Annotated in this window: 18 protein-coding genes; 8 read left to right on the top strand and 10 right to left on the bottom strand. The window is 64.4% G+C overall.

Going from position 1 to position 21,802, the window contains the following annotated elements:
* Positions 1 to 176: 176 nt before the first annotated feature.
* Positions 177 to 875, top strand: coding sequence for a maleylpyruvate isomerase family mycothiol-dependent enzyme (locus ACP3TE_RS07835; protein WP_105656504.1), 699 nt, complete (start codon positions 177 to 179; stop codon positions 873 to 875).
* 93 nt (positions 876 to 968) lie between these two features.
* Entirely contained in the window at positions 969 to 2,024 is a 1,056-nt protein-coding gene (locus ACP3TE_RS07830; RefSeq protein ID WP_133833868.1) for a CobW family GTP-binding protein, read from the top strand.
* A gap of 459 nt (positions 2,025 to 2,483) precedes the next feature.
* On the opposite strand, the gene ACP3TE_RS07825 is transcribed toward ACP3TE_RS07830, so the two are convergent.
* The 4 genes from ACP3TE_RS07825 to ACP3TE_RS07810 all read right to left on the bottom strand — a co-directional run bounded on the left by ACP3TE_RS07825 (position 2,484) and on the right by ACP3TE_RS07810 (position 7,677).
* Positions 2,484 to 3,320 (bottom strand): bifunctional allantoicase/(S)-ureidoglycine aminohydrolase, encoded by an 837-nt coding sequence (locus ACP3TE_RS07825; protein ID WP_105656506.1) that lies wholly within the window; start codon positions 3,318 to 3,320, stop codon positions 2,484 to 2,486.
* A 10-nt stretch (positions 3,321 to 3,330) separates the two neighbouring features.
* Positions 3,331 to 4,584: a DUF6986 family protein gene (locus ACP3TE_RS07820; RefSeq protein WP_105656507.1), complete on the bottom strand. Its 1,254-nt coding sequence runs from the start codon at positions 4,582 to 4,584 to the stop codon at positions 3,331 to 3,333.
* Positions 4,581 to 6,212 (bottom strand): malate synthase A, encoded by a 1,632-nt coding sequence (aceB, locus tag ACP3TE_RS07815; RefSeq protein ID WP_332486402.1) that lies wholly within the window; start codon positions 6,210 to 6,212, stop codon positions 4,581 to 4,583. The genes ACP3TE_RS07820 and aceB overlap by 4 nt, the downstream gene beginning before the upstream one ends.
* A 79-nt stretch (positions 6,213 to 6,291) precedes the next feature.
* Positions 6,292 to 7,677 carry an NAD-dependent malic enzyme gene (locus ACP3TE_RS07810; RefSeq protein WP_426735933.1) on the bottom strand — a complete coding sequence of 462 codons (1,386 nt, stop codon included), beginning with the start codon at positions 7,675 to 7,677 and terminating at the stop codon, positions 6,292 to 6,294.
* 216 nt (positions 7,678 to 7,893) lie between these two features.
* On the opposite strand from ACP3TE_RS07810, the gene ACP3TE_RS07805 reads away from it, so the two are divergent.
* The gene (locus ACP3TE_RS07805; RefSeq protein ID WP_105656510.1) at positions 7,894 to 8,667 is read left to right on the top strand and encodes an IclR family transcriptional regulator; all 774 of its coding nucleotides are present in this window, start codon (positions 7,894 to 7,896) and stop codon (positions 8,665 to 8,667) included.
* 127 nt (positions 8,668 to 8,794) lie between these two features.
* Here the strand turns inward: ACP3TE_RS07805 and ACP3TE_RS07800 are convergent, their stop codons facing one another.
* A complete protein-coding gene (locus ACP3TE_RS07800; protein WP_105656511.1) occupies positions 8,795 to 10,648 on the bottom strand; it encodes an ABC transporter ATP-binding protein in 1,854 nt (617 codons plus the stop codon).
* 444 nt (positions 10,649 to 11,092) lie between these two features.
* Between ACP3TE_RS07800 and ACP3TE_RS07795 the strand changes: the two genes are divergently transcribed.
* Positions 11,093 to 12,610 carry a cation:dicarboxylate symporter family transporter gene (locus tag ACP3TE_RS07795; protein ID WP_105656512.1) on the top strand — a complete coding sequence of 506 codons (1,518 nt, stop codon included), beginning with the start codon at positions 11,093 to 11,095 and terminating at the stop codon, positions 12,608 to 12,610.
* Between the two features lie 136 nt (positions 12,611 to 12,746).
* Here ACP3TE_RS07795 and ACP3TE_RS07790 read toward each other — a convergent pair whose 3' ends face one another.
* On the bottom strand, positions 12,747 to 13,517 hold the full coding sequence (locus tag ACP3TE_RS07790) for an SDR family NAD(P)-dependent oxidoreductase (RefSeq protein ID WP_353615983.1): 771 nt from the start codon (positions 13,515 to 13,517) through the stop codon (positions 12,747 to 12,749).
* A gap of 89 nt (positions 13,518 to 13,606) precedes the next feature.
* Here ACP3TE_RS07790 and ACP3TE_RS07785 point away from each other — a divergent pair, with 89 nt between their 5' ends.
* A complete protein-coding gene (locus tag ACP3TE_RS07785) occupies positions 13,607 to 14,194 on the top strand; it encodes a TetR family transcriptional regulator (RefSeq protein ID WP_105656514.1) in 588 nt (195 codons plus the stop codon).
* A 13-nt stretch (positions 14,195 to 14,207) separates the two neighbouring features.
* On the opposite strand, the gene ACP3TE_RS07780 is transcribed toward ACP3TE_RS07785, so the two are convergent.
* Entirely contained in the window at positions 14,208 to 14,804 is a 597-nt protein-coding gene (locus ACP3TE_RS07780; protein WP_181148784.1) for a TetR family transcriptional regulator, read from the bottom strand.
* A 193-nt stretch (positions 14,805 to 14,997) separates the two neighbouring features.
* On the opposite strand from ACP3TE_RS07780, the gene ACP3TE_RS07775 reads away from it, so the two are divergent.
* The 3 genes from ACP3TE_RS07775 to ACP3TE_RS07765 all read left to right on the top strand — a co-directional run bounded on the left by ACP3TE_RS07775 (position 14,998) and on the right by ACP3TE_RS07765 (position 18,457).
* Complete coding sequence (locus tag ACP3TE_RS07775) at positions 14,998 to 16,026, top strand: aldo/keto reductase (protein WP_105656516.1); 1,029 nt, start codon at positions 14,998 to 15,000, stop codon at positions 16,024 to 16,026.
* Between the two features lie 75 nt (positions 16,027 to 16,101).
* Complete coding sequence (locus tag ACP3TE_RS07770) at positions 16,102 to 16,896, top strand: carbon-nitrogen hydrolase family protein (RefSeq protein ID WP_426735929.1); 795 nt, start codon at positions 16,102 to 16,104, stop codon at positions 16,894 to 16,896.
* Between the two features lie 532 nt (positions 16,897 to 17,428).
* On the top strand, positions 17,429 to 18,457 hold the full coding sequence (locus tag ACP3TE_RS07765) for a Gfo/Idh/MocA family protein (RefSeq protein ID WP_426735927.1): 1,029 nt from the start codon (positions 17,429 to 17,431) through the stop codon (positions 18,455 to 18,457).
* A gap of 33 nt (positions 18,458 to 18,490) precedes the next feature.
* On the opposite strand, the gene galE is transcribed toward ACP3TE_RS07765, so the two are convergent.
* From galE to galT, 3 genes are read right to left on the bottom strand one after another with little or no spacing between them, the layout of a single operon-like run.
* Entirely contained in the window at positions 18,491 to 19,453 is a 963-nt protein-coding gene (gene galE, locus ACP3TE_RS07760; protein WP_105656519.1) for a UDP-glucose 4-epimerase GalE, read from the bottom strand.
* Positions 19,450 to 20,646: a galactokinase gene (gene galK, locus ACP3TE_RS07755; RefSeq protein WP_426735925.1), complete on the bottom strand. Its 1,197-nt coding sequence runs from the start codon at positions 20,644 to 20,646 to the stop codon at positions 19,450 to 19,452. Before galK ends, galE begins: the two co-directional genes overlap by 4 nt.
* Positions 20,643 to 21,752 (bottom strand): galactose-1-phosphate uridylyltransferase, encoded by a 1,110-nt coding sequence (galT, locus tag ACP3TE_RS07750; protein ID WP_426735923.1) that lies wholly within the window; start codon positions 21,750 to 21,752, stop codon positions 20,643 to 20,645. The genes galK and galT overlap by 4 nt, the downstream gene beginning before the upstream one ends.
* Positions 21,753 to 21,802 lie beyond the last annotated feature (50 nt).

Genomic DNA, 21,802 nt, shown 5'->3' with positions numbered 1-21,802 from the left:
CTACGTGGCTGCTGGTTCCTGAAGAAGCATGCCTGGCACGTGTTCTGCTGGACAGCTTCCTGCCGTCGCAGCCAGGCACCGCCAGGGCCCGCACGGCGCGGATATGAATCGAGTCGCTTTCGATATCTATGGCGTAACCCGTACTGCTGGAGCGCCCGCGTTGGTAGGGTGACTTCATGATCAATACTGCTCGTTTGCACTCGGACCTGTCACGACTCAACCGCGAAACCGCGATGATGTCGGCCACGATCGAAACCCTGTCCACCGAAGAAATGGCCGCCGCCTCGCTGTGCGAAGGCTGGAGCCGGGCGCAGGTCATTGCGCACTTGGCCTCCAACGGCCGGAGCCTGGTCAAGCTCATCGACTGGGCCACCAGCGGAGAACCGCAGGAGCTCTACGCCTCGCGCGAGGCCCGCGACGCGGAGATCGACGAGCTGGCGGCCCTGCCGCGCGAGGAACTGGTCAAGAAGTTCCAGGACGCCGCCGCATACTTCGCCGAGCAGTGCGAACGGCTCAGCGGCGAACTGGCCGTGGAAGAGGTGGACCTTCACGGCAAGATCATTCCGGCGACCTCCATCGTGGCCCTGCGCATCTCAGAGGTGGTCATCCACCACCATGATCTGGATACCGCGTGGACCATCGAGGAAGCCGATCCGGATTCCCAGGAGAACGCCGTCGAGGCCGCCGTGCGGACTATGCGCGTGAAGAACGCTCCGGGCATGACGCTGGTGACCGAAGAGGGCGACGAATGGGTCATCGGCGATGGCGCGCTGAAGGTGCGCTCGGACCGCGAAGGCTTGATCGAATGGCTGGCCCGCGGCCAGGCCCGGCATATCGAGGCCGATGGCCCGATTCCGGTTTTGCCTTCCTGGTAACCATCTTCTGGCAGGCGTGTCAGCACGCGGCAACGGTTGGCCCTGCAAGGAGAATGGATTCGGCCCGCTTGTCGAAGTGAAAAGGAGCCGGCATTGATCCCTGTCATCGTGCTCACCGGATATCTGGGTGCAGGCAAGACCAGCCTGCTCAACCGCTTGCTGACCCGCCCGGGTACCCGCGTCGGGGTCATCATCAACGACATCGGCAAGGTCAACGTGGATACCGGGCTGATCACCGGCCAGATCGATGCGGCCGAATCCATTGCCGGCGGCTGCGTTTGCTGCCTGTCCGATAGCAGCGGCCTGGACGAGCTGCTGGAGAAGCTGGGCCAGCCGAAGCTGCGCCTGGATGCCATCATCGTGGAGGCCAGCGGCGCGGCCGACCCGCTGAACGTGGATCGGCTGCTGCGTTTCGGCAAGGCCCACGGGGTACGCTTCGGCGGCATCATCGACGTGATCGACGCGGTGGAGCATGAGCACACCGTGGATACCGCGGCGATGGCCCCGGCCCGCTTCAGCGCCACCAGCATGGCGGTGGTCAACAAGCTGGACCGCATTGCCCCGGAACACCGCGACGCGGTCCTGGCCAGGATCAGCGGACGGATCCGCGAAATCAACCCGCACGTTGCCATCATCCCGGCGTCGCACGCCGCCATAGACCCCGAGCTGGTCTTCGACATCGCCCTGAACGAAGACCCGATCGACGAGTTGCCGTTGGCGGCTGCCTCCCGCCCGCACCACGACCACGAGCATGCTTCGCACGCCAACGCGGTGACGGTGCGCTGCCCCGAGGCCGCGGATCCGGGTGCCATCTTGGACCTGCTGGAGCACCCGCCTGCTGCGGCCTACCGGCTCAAGGGGCATGTGAAGCTGCGCACCGATCGCGGCGCGCAGCGCTTCCTGGTCAACATGGTCGGGCGGCAGATCCATTTCGCGAAAGCAGCGGCCCACAGCGATCCGGCCAATGACGCGCTGGTCGCCGTGGGAATGAACTTGGACGAGGAAGCGGTTGGCGCGGCATTAGCGGCCGCCTTGGAACCAGCACGACTTGATCCTTCGCCGGGAAATCTCACCCGTTTGGAACGGCGGTTGATTTTGAGCAGCGATGCAGCAGATGCTCCGGCCAAGGTTGACGCTGAAGAGTTCTAGCTGCTGCGGCACTGATGCCTGCGAGTTGGCAACGAGGGCATCCGCTGCCCCGTCTCGACCTGCAACATCGAGCCGCGTTCGCATCCAGTTCGCGCCCGGTGCATAGGGGCACGTCCCAAACAGGCCAAGCCTTCGGAAATAACTCAAGTGCTGCCCGCGACTCCAGTGATGAGTCCCAATTCCAACCCGTCCAACGTTGGACGATTCCGTGCTCCCCGCGATTGCCGGGATGACGCCCGGTATTGCCGATGGTTTCGATGAGCGGTTCCAAGTGATCCTTGGATCTTCACGAAACAGCCCCGGGTCGCCAAAACCGAAGGCCGCATCCCGCGCGACCCTGCCGTCAGCCCACCATGTCCGAGCAAAAGAAACATCACTGGAACATGAAATGGACACGGTGCGCCGATGGCCGGCGGGTCAGCGCGGGGTGCGGCCCCGGCAGTCTCTGGAAATGAACGCTTACAACGCGATCTGGCGGTTCTGGTCCTTGTAGAGCAGGTACCGGAAGTTCTCCGGGCCGCCGGCGTAGCAAGCCTGCGGGCAGAAGGCGCGCAGTGACATGTAGTCCCCGGCTTCGACCTCGACCCAGTCGCCATTCATCCGGTACACGCCCTTGCCTTCAAGCACGTACAGGCCATGCTCCATGACGTGGGTTTCGGCGAACGGGATGGATGCGCCCGGTTCGAAGGTCACGATATTCACGCCGAAGTCGAAGGCCACGTCGTTGGGATCGAGCATGCGGGTGGTGCGCCACTTGCCATCGGTGCCCGGCATCGGGCCAGGTTCGATGTCGCGCTCATTGCCCACCACGGGAGCCGGTGCGGCGACGCCTTCAAGCACTTCGTAGCGCTTGCGCAGCCAGTGGAAGCTGGTGGTCTCGGTGCCGTCATTGCGGGCGGACCACGTAGCGCCGGCTGGCAGGTAGGCGAAGCCGCCGTCCACCAGCACATGTTCGGTGCCCTCGATGAGAAGGGTCAGCTGCCCGGTGAGCACGAAGATGAATCCCTGCACCTGGGCCTGCGGCTCCGGCTTGGTGGCGCCGCCGCCCGGGGCAACTTCCACGATGGCTTGGGAGAAGGTGGTGGCCCCGCCGGCGACCGGGCGGTTGAGCACCCAGGCACGGGTGTTGGTCCACTCGGGGAAGACGCTGGTGACGATGTCGCGCAGCACGCCCTTGGGGATCACGGTATAGGCCTCGGTGACGATGGCCCGGTCGGTGAGCAGATCGCTCTGCGGCGGGTGGCCGCCGAAGTCCGAGTAGTACGACGAGGAGTTCTGGATGGCTGGAACAGTCATGGTGTTGTCCTTAGGCGTGGGAGCGGTTCAAGGCGATCGCCTCGAGTTCGGGCAGGGTGATCTGGGCTAGTTCGGTGACCTCGTCGGCGCTGACCGCACCGCAGGCCACCCCGCGGTGGATGTAGCGGGCCAGGGCCCGTGCGGTGGCCGGCTCGTCCATGATGGCCGAGTTGATCTGGTGGACGTAGTTGCGCAACCGGGTTCCGGCTGCCTGCAGGCCTTCGCGGAAGAAGGCGAAGGTGGCCAGGTAGCGGGTGACCAGCTGATTCTCGTGCATGTCCCAGCCCTGGTAGATGCCGCGGGACAGGTGGCGGGAGACCAGGCGGGCGTGCAGTTCCCAGGCGGCCGCAATGTTCTCCGGGTCGCCGGCCGGGATGATGTTGGTGGAGCCGTCGGACAGTTCCACCCCGGTGCCGGCTACGGCCACCTGCATGACGTCCTTGGCGAAGTCCGCTACCGGGTGCTCCATGGACTGGTATCCGGCGGCCACGCCCAGCGACGCGGAGTAGTCGTAGGTTCCGTAGTGCAGCGAGGATACCCGGCCCTTGCCCGAGGCGATCAGCTGGGCCACCGGATGGGTTCCGTTGGCGGCCAGGATGACCTGCGGGGTTTCCACCTGCACTTCGAAGCGGATGCGTCCGGCTTCCAGCCCGTGGGCTTCTTCCAGCTTCTCGGCCAGGTAGACCATGGACTCGACCTGGGCCACGGTGGTCACCTTGGGCAGGGTCAGGCGCAGGCCCTCGGGCAGCGGACCGTTGGCCAGAAGCCGGGTGATGAACAGGTCCAGGGTGCGGATCCCGCGGGCCCGGGTGGGTGCTTCGAAGCATTTGAAGCGGATGCCGATGCAGGCCGGGGCTTTGCCGGCGGCCACCGCGGCGGATACCGAGTCGGCCGCGGCAAGCACTGCGGCGTCCTCCTCGGCATCCGTGCGGTTGCCGTAGCCGTCCTCGAAATCGAGGCGCAGATCTTCGATGGGTTCGCTTGCCAGCTTCGCGCCAACCAGTTCCGCCAAGCGCTCTGGTTCGGCCAGCTTGAGCTTGGCCGCCAAGGCGGATAGGCCAATCAGTCCTCCGGCAGTGGCTACTGCGTTGTGGCCCCAACGTTCTGGGAGGTCCACGGTGTACTTGTCCCCGGGGACGTACACGGTATGGATCGGCTGGCGGGCTCCGGTATCCCCCGGGTAGGAGGTTTCCAGCAGCCGGTCGGTGGCGGCCAGCTTTGCTTCTACGCTGGCAAGCGTGGACTCATCGAAGGTGTTGCTCATGGCTTGGTCACGTATTCCTTTTCCAAGAGTTCGTAGGCTGGGGTGGTGAGGAAGTCCGCGAAATCCTCGTCCTTGCCGCTGGTCAGTTTCGCGATCAGTTCCGCTGCCGGCTGGTAGTAGGCGTTGAAGTGCTCTTCATTGTCGACCTCCGCGCGCAGGCGTTCAACCTCTTCGGCGAGAATGCCAGCAACCAGTTCGGCGGTGATGGTGTTGCCGGTGTCGGCGGCGACCACCTGGTTGCGGATCTGCTGCCAGATCTGCGAGCGCGAGATCTCCGCGGTGGCGGCGTCTTCCATCAGGTTGTGGATGGCGACCGCGCCGTTGCCCGAGAGCCACACGGCCACGTAGTTCACGGCCACGTAGAGGTTGGCGCGCACGCCGGCCTCGGTGACATCGCCAGGAGCGCTGGCCACGTCCAGCAGCTGGGCCGCGGTGACCTCGACCTCCGGGCGCTGGCGGTCGATCTGGTTCGGCTTCTCGCCGAGCTTCGCGTCGAAAATCTCCTTGCACAGCTCAACCAGGTCAGGGTGGGCGACCCAGGAGCCGTCGAATCCGTCGTTGGCCTCACGGGACTTGTCCTCGCGGACCTTGTCGAAGGCGGCGGCGGTAACTTCTGGTTCGCGGCGGTTCGGGATGAACGCCGCCATGCCGCCCATGGCGAAAGCCCCGCGCTTGTGGCAGGTCTTGACCAGCAGCTCGGTGTAGGCGCGCATCATCGGCGCGGTCATCGACACGGCCGAGCGGTCGGGCATGATGAACGCTTCGCCGGCTTCGCGGAAGGTCTTGATGATGGAGAACAGGTAGTCCCAGCGGCCCGCGTTCAGGCCAGAGGCGTGCTCGCGCAGCTCGTAGAGGAATTCCTCCATCTGGAAGGCGGCCGGGATGGTCTCGATGAGCATGGTGGCGCGCACGGTTCCGTGGGCGATGCCCAGCTCGGCCTGGGCGAAGGTGAAGACCTCGTTCCACAGGCGCGATTCCAGGTAGTGCTCCATCTTCGGCAGGTAGTAGAACGGGCCCTGTCCCGATTCGGCGAGCACCTTGGCATTGTGGAAGAAGTGCAGGCCGAAGTCGACCAGTGCACCGACCGCCGGATTGCCGTCGATGAGCACATTGTTCTCCGGCAGGTGCCAGCCGCGGGGGCGGACCACCACGACCGCGCGCGGGGCGTCGGTGCGCAGTGCGTAGGACTTGCCGGTTTTCGCATCGGTGAAGGCCAAGGTGCCCCGGGCGGCGGCCGAGAGATTGGAGATCGCATCGATGACATTGAACCAGCTCGGAGTGGAAGCATCTTCCAGGTCGGCCAGCCAGACCTTGGCGCCGGAGTTCAGCGCGTTGATGGCCATCTTGGCCGGGGAGGCCGGGCCGGTGATCTCCACGCGGCGGTCGCGCAGCGCCTCTGGGGCTTCGGCGACCTTCCAGTCGCCAGTGCGCACGGATTCGGTCTGCGGATCGAAGTCGATGGACTTGGCATCGGAGAACTGCTGGCGGCGCACGCCGCGTGCGGCCAGCAGCTGATCGCGGGTGCCAGCGAACTTCTGGTGCAGCTTCTCGATGAAGGCCAGCGCTTCGCCCGAGAGGATCTGCTGGGCATCGGCGACGTCGGGGATGCTGGTGATTTCAATACTCATGGGTTGTTCCTTAACTTCTTGTGCTCTGTTCCAATGAAGGGTGCGTTGACATGCACCCTAAGGTCTTGCTGCGCAGCGCCTACTTGGCGGCGGCTGCGTCCTGCACTGCCATGGCCACATCGGAGGCGACCTGTGGGTCGAATACCGACGGGATGATGAATCCGGGGTTCAGCTCTGATTCGCTGACCCGCGCGGCAATGGCGTCCGCGGCGGCCAGGAGCATGGCGTCGGTGATCTCGGTGACGCCTGCATCCAGCAGCCCGCGGAAGAAACCTGGGAATGCCAGGACGTTGTTGATCTGGTTGGGGAAGTCGCTGCGCCCGGTGGCGACCACCGCCGCGTGGCGACCGGCCAGTTCCGGGTCCACCTCGGGATCCGGGTTGGCCATGGCGAAGACGATGGCGCGCTCGTTCATGGCGGCGATATCGGCTTCGTCCAGCACGTTCGGGGCCGAGACGCCGATGAAGACGTCCGCGCCGGCGATGGCTTCCTTCAGGGTGCCGGTGAAGTTCTGCGGATTGGTGTTTTCCGCCAGCCAGGTGCGGTGCGCATCGGCGTAGGCTTCGTTGCGGGTGATCGCGCCATTGCGTCCGCAGGCGATGATGTTCTGCGCGCCGCGGGCCATGAGCAGCTGGATGATCGCGTTGCCGGCCGCGCCGACCCCGGAGACCACGATGCGCAGGTCCTCGATCTTCTTGTCCACGACCTTCACCGCGTTGAGCAGCGCGGCCAGGGTGACAATTGCGGTGCCGTGCTGGTCGTCGTGGAAGACCGGGATGTCCAGTTCTTCGCGCAGCCGGGCCTCGATTTCGAAGCAGCGCGGGGCGGCGATGTCTTCGAGGTTCACCCCGCCGTAGACCGGTGCCAGCGCCTTGACGATCATGATGATCTCCTCGGTGTCCTGGGTGTCCAGGCAGACCGGCCAGGCATCGACATCGGCGAACTGCTTGAACAGCGCCGCCTTGCCTTCCATGACCGGCAGGGCTGCGGCCGGGCCGATATTGCCCAGCCCCAGCACGGCCGAGCCGTCGGTGACCACGGCGATGGTGTTGCGCTTGACCGTCAGGTTGCGCGCATCGGCAGGGTTCTCGGCGATGGCCATGCAGACGCGGGCGACACCCGGGGTGTAGGCGCGGGAGAGGTCATCGCGGTTGCGCAGGGCGACCTTGGGGGTCACCGAGAGCTTGCCGCCAAGGTGCATCAGGAAGGTGCGGTCCGAGACGTTGCGCACGCTTACGCCATCGAGGTTATCCAGCGCCGCGCGCACGGTCTCGCCGTGGGCCACGTCGGTGGTGTTGCAGGAAACGTCCACCACCATGTGGGTGTGGTTGGACTCGGTGACAGCCAGGGCGGTGATGTGCGCGCCGGCCGAACCGACCGCGCCGGCCAGCTCGCTGGTAGCGGTAATCGACGCAGGTGTCTGGACGCGAAGCGTGAGTGAATATCCCGGGCTTGGTGCTGCCATCTGATCCTCCTGTAAAAGTTTCCGTATAGTGGATACTATTATCCTCAAAATGAAAATGCAAGAGTGTTTTGTGGCGCCCGGCACGATTTTTTGCCGAGTTAATATCGGATCGTGGAAGAAAAGCCTGATTCTGCGCTATTCTTGGGACTAGGATTTCGCATCGTAGAAGTAATGCGTAGCCCTCTTCCGAAACCAGTGCCTTTATTAGGAGCAAAGATGACGCAGACTTCCAGCAAGTCCACCACCGGCGGCGTCCAGTCCGTCGAACGTGCTTTCGAGCTCCTGGAAGTCATCGCCCGTGCCGGCGGAGAAGCCGCGCTCAGCGAGCTTGCCGCCGATACTCCCCTGCCATTGCCGACCATCCACCGCCTGCTGCGCACCCTGGTCGGAGTGGGCTACGTGCGCCAGCTGCCCAACCGCCGCTATTCACTGGGCCCGCGGCTGATCCGGCTGGGCGAGGTAGCCAACCGCCAGCTGGGCGCCTTGGCCTCCCCTGCGCTGAAGGATCTGGTCGCGAAGCTGGGCGAATCGGCGAATATCGCGGTGCTCGACGGAGACATGGTCACCTACATCGCCCAGGTGCAGTCAGCCCACTCGATGCGCATGATCACCGAAGTCGGACGCCGCGCCATGCTGCACAATTCCGGGGTCGGCAAGGCCGTGCTCTCGGTGCTGGATGACGAGCGCGTGCAGCGTTTGGTCTCGCAGGCGGGCATGCCCCCGAAGACCGCGAACACCATCACCACCCTGGGCAAGCTGTTCACCGATGTCGAGGCCACCCGCGAACGCGGCTACGCCATCGACGAGGAAGAGCAGGAACTAGGGGTTCGCTGCATCGCCGTGCCAGTACCGGGCGCGCCAACGCCGATGGCCATCTCGGTTTCCGGGCCGGTGACCCGCGTTGACGAGGCCTTCATCGACAGCGCGGTGCCGGTATTGCAGGAGGCGGCCCGCGAGCTGGGACGCCAGCTGGTGGCCGCGGCGGACTAGCCGCGCTTGGCGATTCCGGCACGCAAGCAAAGATGCCCGCCTGGGCAGTCGATGGCATCGACCGCCCAGGCGGGCATCTCAGTTCGCGCTGGTGCCGGAACACCTATGGAGCCGGCGAACAGGCGTGCTACTGCGCGAACTGGGTTTCGTGCAGCTCGCTATAGCGTCCGCCAAAGGCCAGCAGCTCGCTGTGGGTTCCGCGCTCGACGATGCGCCCGCCCTCCACGACCAGGATCTGGTCCGCCGAGCGGATGGTCGACAGGCGGTGGGCAATGATCAGCGCCGTGCGGTCTGCCAGCGCCTCGCCCAGCGCCGCCTGCACCGCCGCTTCATTCGACGAGTCCAGGGCCGCCGTCGCCTCATCCAGGATGACTACCTGGGGTGCTGCCAGCAGCAGACGGGCAATGGTCATGCGCTGGCGTTCGCCACCGGAAAGCCGGTAGCCCCGCTCGCCCACCACGGTATCCAGGCCATCGGGCAAGGAAGCGATCACCGGCTTCAGCCGGGCACGCTCCAGCGCCTCCCAGATCTGCTCTTCGGTCGCTTCGGGCCGGGCCAGCGTCAGGTTGGAGCGGATGCTCTCGTGGAAGAGGTGCCCGTCCTGGGTCACCATGGACACCGTCGAACGCAGCGAATCGAGCTCAAGCTGGCGGATATCCTCGCCGGCCAGTTCAACACTGCCCGAATCCACGTCGTACAGGCGCGCCAGCAGCGAGGCGATGGTGGACTTGCCCGCACCCGAGGAGCCGACCAGCGCGTAGGTTTGGCCCGCGGGGATCTCGAAGTCGATATCGTGCAGGACCTCTTCGCCGCCGCGGGTGTCCAGGATGGCGACTTCTTCCAGCGAAGCCAGCGAGACCTTGTCGGCGCTCGGGTAGGAGAAGCTCACGTGGTTGAATCTCACCGGCACCGCCCCGGCCTCGAGGCGGCGGGCGTTCGGGGCATCGGCAATCAGCGGCTCCAAGTCCAGCACCTCGAAGACCCGGTCGAAGCTGACCAGCGCGCTGGTGATTTCCACGCGCGCGTTGGCCAGTGCGGTCAGCGGCGTGTAGAGGCGGGTGAGCAGCATGCCCAGGACCACCACGTCGCCGGCGGCCAGATCGCCACGTACCGCGTACATGCCGCCCAGACCGTAGACCAGGGCGAGTGCCAGGGCCGCAACCAGGGTCAGTGCGGCGACGAAGTAGAACTGGCGCATGGCCATCTTGACGCCGATATCCCGCACCTTGCCGGCACGCAGCGCGAACTGCTCGGACTCGTCCTTGGGACGGCCGAAAAGCTTGATCAAGGTGGCGCCGGGGGCGGAGAAGCGCTCGGTCATCTGGTTGCCCATGGTCGCGTTCAGGTCCGCGGATTCACGGCGCAGCAGGGCCACGGACCTGCCGAAATGGCGGGCGGGCAAGAGGAAAATCGGCAGCAGCACCAGAGCGATCAGCGTGACCTGCCACGAGGTGGTGAACATGACCGCAGCGGTGAGCACCAGCGCCACGGTATTGGAGACCAGCCCGGAAAGGGTTCCGGCGAAGGCGGATTGCGCGCCGATGACATCGTTGTTCAAGCGGCTGACCAGCGCACCGGTCCTGGTGCGCGAGAAGAATGCCACCGGCATCTTCTGCACATGGTCGAAGACTGCGGTGCGCAGGTCATAGATGATGCCCTCGCCCAAGCGCGAGGAGAACCAGCGGACCACTACGGACACCACCGCATCCAGGATCGCGATCCCCGCCATGACCAGAGCCAAGTTGATGATCGTCCGCACCCCGGATTGCGCGACGACTTCGTCGACCACCCGTCCAGCGAGCACCGGGGTGATCACGGCCAGGACTGCGGCGAAGATGGAGAAGACGACGAAGACCAGCAGCCGGGACTTGTAGCTGGCTGCGAACTTCAGCACTCGCTTAGGCGTGGTTGGAGCGTAGGCCTTGCCCTTGTCTCCTGACAGCTTCCATAGCGAATGCCAGGCGGCGCTTTCCATGCTCATAAGTGAGTGCTCTCAATCCTGCTGGAAGTAATCGGTGGGTTCCACCTTTGTCCATGATCCCAGTAAGCCATCCGCGACTTCCAGGTAGGGTCAGCTTACGGCGGCCAGCCCGGGCGACACAGCCCGATTGCCCGACGCGCAATAACCGGGATCCCTGCATCAAGAACAGCGGTACCCCCGGGTTCATTCCTCGCCGGCCCCGCGCGGCACAGCACGAGCCCCCGATGGCGCGTGACACGCCCAACGCTGCCGCCATCGGCACAGCGGTACTCGGAGCCAGATAAATGCCTATCAAACACGGATTAATTCCATAATCCAGAAGGAATCCATTCCGCATAACGAAATTATCTTTTTTCATTGCGGAATATTGTGACGTGCCTTACAGTTGACACCATCCAAGCCACGGGCACATACCTCGGAGCGAGTCCATCCTCAGGAGCAGCCATGAAAATCAAATCCGCAGACGACTTCCGGGTCGCTGAGCCAACCCCCAAGAAACCTTTCTACACTTCCCTGTTCTTCCAGCTTGGCGTCGCAATCGTCGCCGGCGTCTTGATCGGCCACTTCCTGCCGAAGGTCGGATCCGAGTTGCGCCCGCTGGGCGACGGATTCATCATGCTGATCAAGATGATCATCGCCCCGCTGATCTTCCTGGTGATTGTCACCGGCATTGCGGCGGTGGGCGATGTCAAGGCAGTGGGACGCGTTGGCGTCAAGGCATTGGTCTACTTCACCTGCGCCACACTCTTCGCCCTGGTCTTCGGCCTGATCATTGCCAACCTCTTCCAGCCAGGCGCCGGGTTGAACATCGACCCGTCATCCCTCGACGCCGGGGCCATCGAAGAGAAATCCGGAGAGGCCAAGGGGGCCGCCGACTTCATCCTGGGAATCATCCCGGTCAGCGTCATCGGCGCCTTCGCGGATAATAACTTGCTGCAGGTGTTGTTCTTCTCGGTCTTCTTCGGCGCAGCCATCGTGGTGGTCGGCCAGGAACGCTGCGCACCACTGCTCGCGGTGTTCGAGAACGTCCTGGAGCTGATCTTCAAGGTCATGAGCTGGGTCATGCGGGTCGCACCCCTGGGTGCCTTCGGCGCCATGGGCTTCATCATCGGCCAATACGGCATCGAGACACTGGGCACCTATGCGAAATTAATTCTCGCCTGCTACGCCGCGGCCCTGCTGTTCATCGGCATCCTCTTCCTGATCGCCTGGGGATTTGCCCGGGTTCCGCTGTGGCAATTCATCAAGTACACCCGCGAGGAATTCCTGCTGGCCCTGGGCACCGCATCAACCGAGTCGGTGATGCCTCGCATCATGACCAAGCTGACCAACGCCGGATGCTCCCGCGCCACCACCGGCTTGGTGGTCCCGACCGGATATTCCTTCAACCTCGACGGTGCGGCCATCTACTTGTCCATCTCGCTGCTGTTCCTGGCCCAGGCGTTCGGCCACAATCTCAGCTTTGGCCAGCAGCTTGCCGCCCTGGGCATCCTGCTGCTGACTTCCAAGGGCATGGCCGGCGTCCCTGGATCCTCGTTCTTGGCCCTATCGGCGACGGCAGCCGCCCTGGGCATCTTCCCGGTGGCCGGCGTGGCCCTGTTGCTGGGCGCGGACCGCATCATGGATTCGATGCGCGTTGCCGTGAACCTGCTGGGCAACTGCGTGGCCACCTTCGTGGTCGCCAAATGGGAAGGGCAGTTCGACCGCGAGGCAATGAAGCGCGCCTTCGCCGGGGAAATCACCAATGAGGACTCGGCCCGCATGCTCGGACGCGATGAGGAATGGGAAGCCATGGAGGCCGAACGCGTAGCCAACGGCGGCCAGCCTTCACCGAAGTTCGGCGGTGGCCCCACCCCGGAGGCCCTGCTCAAGTTCGATATGAGCCCGGCAACCGAAGCCGAAGCAGCTGCGGCCACGCAAAAAAGCTACCCCGATGAGGAACGCGCAGAAGCGCGCAGCTGAGTCAGGCGGTTGCCGCACGGAAAACTGCGGGGACCTTGAGAGCTAATCGGCCGGGGTGCACTGGAGCTTTCCAGTGCACCCCGGCCGATGGCCGTTCCACCTGCTGGCAGGGAAACTCGTCTCCAGGCAGGCCTTGCTAGATGGCGCTCCAGCCGGTATCTGAAGCCAGGACCACGCCGTTGATGTTGGTGCTGTCCTCGCTGAGCAGGAAGGTGATCGAGGCGGCGAGCTGACTTGCGGTAGCCATGCCCGGAATGATGCCCATCAGCGGAGGGATTACCTGCTGGGCAAATTCGGAGGCCATTGGAGCCTCGATATTGGTCTGCACCGCACCCGGAGCCACTGCGTTGAAACGCAGCCCCTTCTTGCCGTACATGACAGCCGAGTTCTTGGTCATGCCGATGACCGCGTGCTTCGAGGCCGTGTATGCGACGCCGGCGGCCGAGCCGCGCAGGCCAGCTTCCGAAGCCACATTGACCACGTTGCCCTGGCCGGCCTCGAGCATCAGCGGGACCACCGAACGGGTCAGCTTCAGAACGGAATTGACGTTCACATTCATGACCCGTTCCCAGGTCGAGTCCTCGATCTCGTGGATCGGCTCGAACTTGTCCATAATGCCGGCGACGTTGGCCAGCGCATCGATCCGCCCCTCGCCAGCTGCCACTACCTGGTCCACTACCGCTTGGTCGGTGATGTCGCCGGCCACAACGGCAACGTCCAGATCCGGGTTCTCGGCAACAAGCTCATCGAGCCGTTCGCGGCTGATGTCCGCGGCGATCACCTTGCCGCCTTCCTTGGCCACGCGCAGCGCGGTGGCCTTGCCGATGCCCGAACCGGCGCCAGTGACCACCACTGTCTTGCCGGCAAAACGTTCTGCGGTGACCTTTTCCTGCCATGCGTTTTCCATGCCCATAACCGTTCCTTCTGGTTGCCGATGAATTGGTAGTTTCATGTTATGACACACTGTGTCTTAACTCAATGGGCCATAATTGGGATATGCCTGACACCCGAGATTCCGTTGCCACGCACCTGCCTGGGCGCCCGCAGTCCATTGATCCCGACTCCGTGGCCCGCACCGCCCTGGCGCTCTTCGCCAAGCATGGCTATGGCGAAGTCTCGATGGCGCAAATTGCCGAAGAAGCGGGAATCGGACGCAAGAGCCTCTACCGCTATTTCGCTTCCAAGGCGGATTTGGTGTGGGGCGGCCTGCTGGAAGCTTCGGCCATTTCGGACGGCGCCTTCGCCTCGGCGAAGCAGGAGGGCCACGACCTGGTGGGTGCCATGCACGCTGCTGCGGTGGCAGCTTTCGATTCGCTGCCGGATCCGGAGGTCACGCGAGGACGCCTGAGGCTTATCGCTGACCAGCCCGAGCTCCTGGCCCAGGCCTCGATGCGGATGGGCAAGGACAACGAGCGGGTGCTGCGGCATTTCTCGGAAGGCGGGGTCAGCGCGCAGACGGCGCCCTATCTGGCGCTGGCCTTCGGCACGGTGACTTTTGCAGCATGGATCAGCTGGGCGCAATCTGCTGACCCCAGCCCGGAACCGTACTTGGCCGAGGCGATCAAGGTGCTTCGCTTGCCGTAGCCTGTAGCGGTTGCTAGCGCTTCTCCGCCCAGTTGTCATCGATCATGGCCGCGAAGTCGAAGGCTTCATCGAGGATCTCGCGAAGTGTACTGCCCGCCGTCCCAACCCAACGGGTCAGTGCATGGTCGTAAAGGGCCAGACCCAGCAACGCGGCGGTTTCAGCCAGCCGCTGGTTCGCGCAGAACGGCGACAGCGCCTGGGCCAGCGCTACCTGCTGCTCTCGCCGGGATTCCTGCCAGCTGGCCCGGAGCGCAGGGGTGCTCCTGACCAGCTCAATGCGGCCCTGCATCGCCACCGGATCCTGCTCAGCGAATACTACTGCCGATTCAAAGCTGCGGCGCAAAAGCTCCAACAAGCTCTCGCCCGGATGCGAAGACATGGAGCTGGCCATGTCGGAGAAGTGCGCGGTCATGGAACGCAACGCAGTAACTACCGCGTCCTCTTTTGACGAGAAGTACCGGAAGAACGTGGCACGGGATATTCCGATTGCCTGGGCTGCCTGCTGGGCGGTGACGTTCTCCATGCCGCGTTCGGCGAACACGGCATAAACCTGTTCCGCCAACTCGACTTTCATCTTTTCGCGCACTCGATCGCGAACCACGCTTCCCATGGCAAGAATTTTACTCTGAGATTCAAGGGCAGAAGTGAGACACAGTCTCTTTATGCTGGTCATTGCCACTTTAGCTACGGTGTGTCGTTTCGGCCGCAGTTCACGGAACTCAATAAATCACGGAACATGATGACCGCTGAATCCTGCTTCGCTAGGCTCAAGAAGAGAGAAACTGACTACTCGAAGGACCACCATGGCACAGCAGATCGCAAACAGCATCGACCTCGGCCAGGGGTTGGAAGCCACCTCGCAGGGTTTTGGTTGCATGTCCCTGAGCGGGCCCTACGGATCGGCCGACGATGCCGAATCCCTGCGCACCTTGAACCATGTTCTTGATCGCGGCGTCACGTTCCTGGATACCGCCAACATCTACGGCGAAGGGCACAACGAAACCCTGCTCTCGCAGGTGCTCAAAACCCGTCGCGGCGAAGTCACCCTGGCAACCAAGGCGGGCATCGTGCGTCCGAAGAATCCGGGAGACCCACGCGCTAATGGCGACCCGGACTTCATCAAGAAATGCATGGATGCGAGCCTGCAGCGGCTGGGCGTAGACCACGTTGACCTGTACTACTACCACCGGGTGGATTCCCGGGTGCCAATCGAGGAGACTGTCGGAGCCTACAAGGAGCTAGTCGAAGCAGGGAAGGCCCGGCACATCGGCTTGTCCGAAGTGACTTCCGAGGAGCTGCGCCGAGCCCACAAGGTGCATCCAATTTCCGCGATCCAGATGGAGTACTCGATTTTCAGCCGGGACATCGAAAGATGGCTCTTGCCAGCCGCCAGTGAACTCGGCGTGGGCCTGGTGACCTACGCGTCGCTGGGTCGCGGGTACTTCACCGGAGAAGTTGATTCCCTGCAGCAGCTTGAAGCCAACGACATCCGCCATAACTTCCCGCGCTTCGAAGCGGCCCGCATGCAGCACAACCATCCATTGCGGCAAGTCATCGCGGAGGTGGCCCAGCGCGAAGGTGTTTCAACCGCCCAGGTGTCACTGGCGTGGGTTTATGAAAAAGCACGCGCATTCAATGTGGCCGTCTCCCCGATTCCGGGGACCCGCTTCAGCGCGCACTTCGAGGATAATCTGGGGGCGCTGGATGTCCGCTTATCCCTGGAATCAATGTCGCAGCTGGATGCCTTGGCTGCCCAGGTGGACGGTGAGCGCCAAAAGGACGTGATGTCGGTGTCCAAGGGCCGTGAAGAGGTGCAGATGGCCCGGATGTAGCTTCGCTGATCGCTACTGCGTAGAGTCGTGAAGGTAGCGCATAGCCAGCAGCTGGCAGCAGGAAAGGACTATCCCATGAGAATCGCTTTGGCGCAGGTTCTGAGCACCGCTGATCCGCAGCGCAATCTGGTAACAGTGCGCGATCATGCGCGCCGGGCAAAGGAAGCAGGCGCCTCGCTGGTGGTCTTCCCCGAGGCCATGCAGGTTTCCTTCGGCCACGATCTCGCCAAGTACGCGCAACCCCTGGATGGGCCCTGGGCTACACTGATCCGCCAGCAGGCGCGGGATATAGGCATCACCATTGCCGTGGGCATGTTCACCCCCGGTGAAGGCGGCCGGGTACGCAACACCTTGCTGGTCGCCGGTGAAGGCGTAGTTACCCACTATGACAAGATCCACCTCTACGATGCCTTCGGCTATGCCGAGTCGGATTCGGTGACGCCCGGAACTTCTCCGGTGCAGTTCGAGCATGAGGGAACGACGATCGGTTTGGCCACCTGCTACGACTTGCGGTTCCCGCGCTTGTTCACCCGCCATGCGAAGGCTGGTGCAGCGGTCAATATCGTCAGCGCTTCGTGGGGCCAGGGCGAGGGCAAGGCCGAGCAGTGGACCACCCTTGCGCAGGCCCGCGCCTTGGACGCGACGACGTTCGTGGTGGCAGTGGACCAGGCTGATCCTGAAAGCATTGGACGCAAGATCACCGGTACCGCGCCTTTGGGCGTCGGGCATTCGGTGGTGGTTGATCCGCTAGGACGCATTATTGCCCGGGCCGGTGCAGAACCCGAGCTGCTGGTAGTCGATCTGGATCTCAGTCAGGTCCAGGCCGCTCGCAAGCAGCTACCGGTGCTGGCCAACGCGGTCGACCTGTAGCCAGGCGGTTGGCTCAGCAATTGAGGCTTACCAGCCAGCCCATCGCTGGCGCCGGCGGCGAGGATGGGATCCCGGATATTACTGCGCGCTTCCAGCAGGACCCTTGAGGGGATGTGCTCGCCCAATCCGAGTTTCCGCCCGTGCGCTTTTCGATGCCATGGCCCACCGCTAAGTGCGAGAAGCCCGCGAGGCTACCGCCCGCCCGCTGCGCGATAGCAGGGATATTCCGCTGGATCTAGTCGCGAATTCAGCGAAAGCGCGGCAGAAGCGTAGCGGTGTTGCGGTCGCCAGATGAATGGCCAGCACTACTGGCAGCTCGCCTGCCGGCATGCTAGCCGTGGCCCGGACGCTGCCTTGGCGGTGACGAGGATGCACACTGATCCTCCAATGATGCTTTGGGTTCACGAACCGCCATCCCCAAGATGCTTCTGATCGGTGAATAGTCGTTGGAATATGGCTCTTCCCCCGCCTTGCGCCTTCCACTAGTCTGATTAGGATCCACCATGATTTTTTCCTGCCATCGGAGCCTTCAGTGCCACTAGCCTTACCCGAATCCACGCTGCCCCATCCCTCCTCGGCTCCTGCGCTGAATTGGGGCATCCTCGGGCCGGGGTGGATCGCCTCGCAGTTTGCCGCATCGCTGAACGACTTGACCGCCAGCCGGCTCGCAGCAGTCGGCTCGCGCACCTTGGCCCGCTCCGAGCAGTTCGCACGCACCTACGGAGACGCCGGAACCCGGGCCTTCGGCTCCTATGCCGAGGTGCTCGGGGACCCTGGGGTGGACGTCGTCTACATCGCCGTCCCGCACAGCGGCCACGCAGAACTTGCGCTCGAGGCGATCGCCGCGGGCAAGCATGTCCTGGTGGAGAAGCCAATGAGCCTGGACGCCGGGCAAACTTCCCGGATCATCGAGGCGGCCAAGGCTGCCGGAGTTTTCGCCATGGAAGCCATGTGGTCACGATTCCTGCCCATCGGCAATGTGGTTTCACAGGTCGTCAAGTCCGGAATCCTGGGGCAGATCATCACCGTTCAGGCTGATTTCGGCGCCAAGTTCGAGGTCGACTACGACTCGCGCATCTACGACCCGGCGCTCGGCGGCGGGGCCCTGCTGGATGTCGGCGTCTACCCTATTGCCTTCAGCGCCATGGTCTCCCCTGCCAAGCAGCTCCTGCACGCTTCGGGACGCACGGCCAAGACCGGGGTTGACGCTACCTTCACCGCGGTACTCTCCAATGAAGACGGTTCCACGGCAACGGTCTTCAGCAGCATCGAAACCGATTCGCCGCAGGGCGCATGGATTGCCGGCACGCAGGGCACCTTGGAACTCCAGCGCCCGATTTGCTGCGGTTCCGGGCTGGTGCTGCGCAGTGCCGACGGCAAGATCGCCGACAGCCGCGAGTTCACGGAAACCTCGCCTACTGCCGGTTTGGGCTGGGAAGCGGCCCACGTGGCCCAGTGCATTGCCCTGGGCCTGGCCGAATCCCCGGTCATGCCGCTGGCTGAATCGCTGGCGATTGCGCAGACCATGGATCAGATCGCGGCCACGCTGCGCACCAGCTAGTTTCCCAGGCCGCTGCGCTTCAGCTTGGCGCAATCAGCCGCGCTGGGCCGAAGCCTTCCAGGCGCTGTGGACCATCTGCTGCAGGCTATGGCGCATCTGCCAATCAAGGTCGCGGGCGGCCAGCTTCCCGTCGGCGACAATGCGCGCCGGGTCGCCCGGGCGGCGCGCTTCTTCCACCGCGGTGAAACCGATGCCGGTGGCCTTCGCTACCGCATCCATGATCTGGCGCACCGAGACGCCATCGCCGGAGCCCAAATTGTAGACCGGCTCCAATACCTCGCCGGCTTCCAGTTTCCTGGCCGCCTCCACGTGCGCCAGCGCCAGGTCGGCGACGTGCACGTAGTCGCGCACGCAGGTGCCGTCCTCGGTGTCGTAGTCGGTGCCGAAGATCTTCGGCGTCTTTCCGGCATTCAGCGCCTGGAAGACCAGCGGGAACAGGTTGTGCGGGCTGGCATCGTAGAGTTCTTCGCTGCCCGAGCCGACCACGTTGAAGTAGCGCAGCGAGGTGTGCTTCAGCCCGGTAGCCACCGCCTGGTCGCGGATCAGCCATTCCCCCACGAGCTTGCTCTGTCCGTACGGGGATTCGGGGAAGGTGCCGGTGGATTCGGTCACCACATCTTCGTCCGGGGTGCCGTAGACGGCTGCCGAGGAGGAGAAGACCATGTTGTGCACGCGGGAGGACGCCATGGCTTCGAGCAGGTGCGCGGTGCCGGTGACATTCTGCTCGAAGGCCAGCAGCGGGTGCTTCACCGATTCGCCGGCATACTTGTAGCCGGCCAAGTGGATGACCCCGGTGACCTCGTGGCGCTTCATGATTTCCACGAGCTTTTCGGTCTGCAGGATGTTCAGCTGGTAGAACGGCACCTGTTCGGGAACGAAGCCGTGCACCCCGCTGGACATCGAGTCCACGACGACCGGCTCAAGGCCTGCCGCGGACAGCGAACGCACCACGTGGGATCCGATATATCCGGCTCCGCCGGTCACTAGCCAACTCATGCCCGGCCTGCTCCTTCGTCTGCAATTACGGTGAAAATGGCCGGCTCGACATAGCCGGCCTGGTCAAAGGCTTCGCGGACGGCCTGGCTGACCGGTTCGATCTGCTCGCGCTTGACCAAGGCAATGGCGCTGCCGCCAAAACCGCCACCGGTCATCCGGGCTCCGATCGCCCCGGCCGCCATGGCCGCTTCCACGGCGGCGTCCAGTTCCTCGCTGGAAATCTCGTAGTCGTCGCGCATGGATTCGTGCGACTGGCAAAGCAGCTTGCCCACCGCGGGCAGGTCGCCTTCGCGCAGCGCGCGGACAGTATCCAGGACACGGCGGTTCTCGGTCACGATGTGCTTGGCGTGGCGCTTGGCTACCGGGTCCCCAATGGCCTCCAGCTCTTCGATGCTGTGCACCTCGCGCAGCGATGCTACCTCCAGCACCGCGGCGGCCTGCTCGCAGCTGGTGCGACGGGCGGCGTAGCCGCCATCCACGTGCGAATGCTCTACGCGGGTGTCCATGACCAGGACCACCGCGTCATGCTGCGCCAGCGGCAGCGGCACGGATTGGGATTCCATGGATCGGCAATCCAGGAACAGCGCATGCTGGGCATGGGACATCAGCGAGGCGCTCTGGTCCATGATCCCGGTCGGAGCACCCACGAATTCGTTCTCGGCACGCTGGGTCAGCTGGGCCATCTGCACCTTGGACAGGCCCAGGCCGTAGAGATCGTCCAGCGCCACGATGGTCGCCACTTCCAGGGCATGCGAAGAGGACAAGCCCGAGCCCACCGGGACATCGGAGTCCACCATCAGCTCCAGCCCGCCAATGTGCACGCCATCGAGCTGGCTCAGCGCCCACAGCACGGCGGCCGGGTAGGCGGCCCAGCCGGGCACCGCGCGGGGCACCAGCTCATCGAGGGTAATGGAGGTGACCGGCGGTTCGTCGCCCGCCCCGTAGGTGGAGGCGAAATCCAGCACCTGGCTGCCCGGCTCCAGCTGCGACTTGCGGCGCACGGCCACCAGCGCGTTCTTGTCGATGGCGAAGGGCAGCACATAGCCCATGTTGTAGTCGGTGTGCTCGCCGATCAGGTTCACCCGTCCCGGGGCCCGCCAGATGCCTTCCGGGTGGTGGCCGTAGGCCTTGGTGAACTTCTCGCGCAGGGCGTTGACGCGCACCGCGGTTTCCTTCGTTCCGCTGCGGCTCATGGCATGACCTCGCGCAGCCGTGCAGCAGTCTGCTCGGCCGGGACGTCGTTGATGAAAGCGCCCATGGCAGCTTCCGATCCGGCCAGGAACTTCAATTTGTCAGCGGCCCGGCGCGGGCTGGTCAGCTGCAGGTGCAGCCGTGAGGCCTTGCGGGCCACGGGCTCCAGCGGAGCCTGGTGCCAGGCGGCGATGTACGGGGTGGGCGTCGGGTACAGCGCGTCGAATCCGCGCAGCAGGTCCCGGTACATCACGGCCAACTCGGCTTTTTCGTCCGCATTGAGCGCGGCGAAGTCCGGCACGTGGCGGTGCGGCACCAGGTGCGCTTCCAGCGGCCAGCGGGCCGCGTAGGGCACGAACACGGAGAAGTGCTGGCCCTGGGCGACCATGCGCGTGCCCTCCTTGCGCTCGAAGTCCAGGATGTCGCCCATCAGGGTGCGCCCGGTCTTCTCCAGGTGCGCGATGCCCTGGCCGGCCATCTTGGCGGCGGTTGGCGCGAGGTACGGGTAGGCGTAGATCTGCCCATGCGGGTGGTGCAGGGTCACGCCGATATCCTGGCCGCGGTTCTCGAACACGAACACCTGCGCAATGCCCTCCATGGCGGACAGGGCGGCGGTGCGCTGCGCCCAGGCCTCGATGACGGTGCGCGCCCGGGCATCATCCAGCGATGCGAAGGAACCGGTGTGCTCGGGGGTGAACACCACGACCTCGCAGCGCCCGTAGGCCGGGGCCGGCTGCTGCACCGGTGCGGCCGCTGGAATCCGGCCCAGTGCCGGGCCCAGGGACGGGAAGCGGTTCTCGAAAACCACCACGTTGAAGTCCTCGGCAGGGATTTCGCTCTGCCGCCCGTGGACGCTGGGGCACAGCGGGCATTCTTCCTTGGGCGGGAGGTAGGTGCGCGACTGGCGGTGGGCCGCTACGGCCACCCAGTCCCCGGTCAGCCGGTCGTAGCGCAGTTCGCCAGGCTCCCCGCGCGGATCCAGCGGCCGGGTGTCGGCCACCGGTTCGGGCACGGCGGCATTGGCGTCGGCGAAGAAGATCGCCTCGCGGCCATCGGCCAGGTGATGGACCCGGTGGGTCGGTTCATGTGCTGCGGAGCCCTGCGGCATTGCAATCTCTCCAGTTGACTCGTGGTGGTTCCAAAGGTGGGTGGCGCCTG

This window comes from Glutamicibacter sp. 2E12 (assembly GCF_050030965.1).
GTDB lineage: Bacteria > Actinomycetota > Actinomycetes > Actinomycetales > Micrococcaceae > Glutamicibacter.
Note: the sequence above shows the minus strand (reverse complement) of the source record. Positions and strands in the feature narration are given on the sequence as shown.

What these genes read in the sequence shown, in the direction of transcription:
- ACP3TE_RS07835 (WP_105656504.1), top strand. Translation starts at nt 177, where the DNA reads ATGATCAATACTGCTCGTTTGCACTCGGACCTGTCACGACTCAACCGC.
- ACP3TE_RS07820 (WP_105656507.1), bottom strand. Translation starts at nt 4,584, where the DNA reads ATGAGCAACACCTTCGATGAGTCCACGCTTGCCAGCGTAGAAGCAAAG.
- galE (WP_105656519.1), bottom strand. Translation starts at nt 19,453, where the DNA reads ATGAGTTGGCTAGTGACCGGCGGAGCCGGATATATCGGATCCCACGTG.
- ACP3TE_RS07810 (WP_426735933.1), bottom strand. Translation starts at nt 7,677, where the DNA reads ATGGCAGCACCAAGCCCGGGATATTCACTCACGCTTCGCGTCCAGACA.
- ACP3TE_RS07775 (WP_105656516.1), top strand. Translation starts at nt 14,998, where the DNA reads ATGGCACAGCAGATCGCAAACAGCATCGACCTCGGCCAGGGGTTGGAA.
- ACP3TE_RS07790 (WP_353615983.1), bottom strand. Translation starts at nt 13,517, where the DNA reads ATGGAAAACGCATGGCAGGAAAAGGTCACCGCAGAACGTTTTGCCGGC.
- ACP3TE_RS07770 (WP_426735929.1), top strand. Translation starts at nt 16,102, where the DNA reads ATGAGAATCGCTTTGGCGCAGGTTCTGAGCACCGCTGATCCGCAGCGC.
- ACP3TE_RS07785 (WP_105656514.1), top strand. Translation starts at nt 13,607, where the DNA reads ATGCCTGACACCCGAGATTCCGTTGCCACGCACCTGCCTGGGCGCCCG.
- ACP3TE_RS07800 (WP_105656511.1), bottom strand. Translation starts at nt 10,648, where the DNA reads ATGAGCATGGAAAGCGCCGCCTGGCATTCGCTATGGAAGCTGTCAGGA.
- ACP3TE_RS07795 (WP_105656512.1), top strand. Translation starts at nt 11,093, where the DNA reads ATGAAAATCAAATCCGCAGACGACTTCCGGGTCGCTGAGCCAACCCCC.
- aceB (WP_332486402.1), bottom strand. Translation starts at nt 6,212, where the DNA reads ATGAGTATTGAAATCACCAGCATCCCCGACGTCGCCGATGCCCAGCAG.
- ACP3TE_RS07805 (WP_105656510.1), top strand. Translation starts at nt 7,894, where the DNA reads ATGACGCAGACTTCCAGCAAGTCCACCACCGGCGGCGTCCAGTCCGTC.
- galK (WP_426735925.1), bottom strand. Translation starts at nt 20,646, where the DNA reads ATGAGCCGCAGCGGAACGAAGGAAACCGCGGTGCGCGTCAACGCCCTG.
- ACP3TE_RS07825 (WP_105656506.1), bottom strand. Translation starts at nt 3,320, where the DNA reads ATGACTGTTCCAGCCATCCAGAACTCCTCGTCGTACTACTCGGACTTC.
- ACP3TE_RS07780 (WP_181148784.1), bottom strand. Translation starts at nt 14,804, where the DNA reads ATGGGAAGCGTGGTTCGCGATCGAGTGCGCGAAAAGATGAAAGTCGAG.
- galT (WP_426735923.1), bottom strand. Translation starts at nt 21,752, where the DNA reads ATGCCGCAGGGCTCCGCAGCACATGAACCGACCCACCGGGTCCATCAC.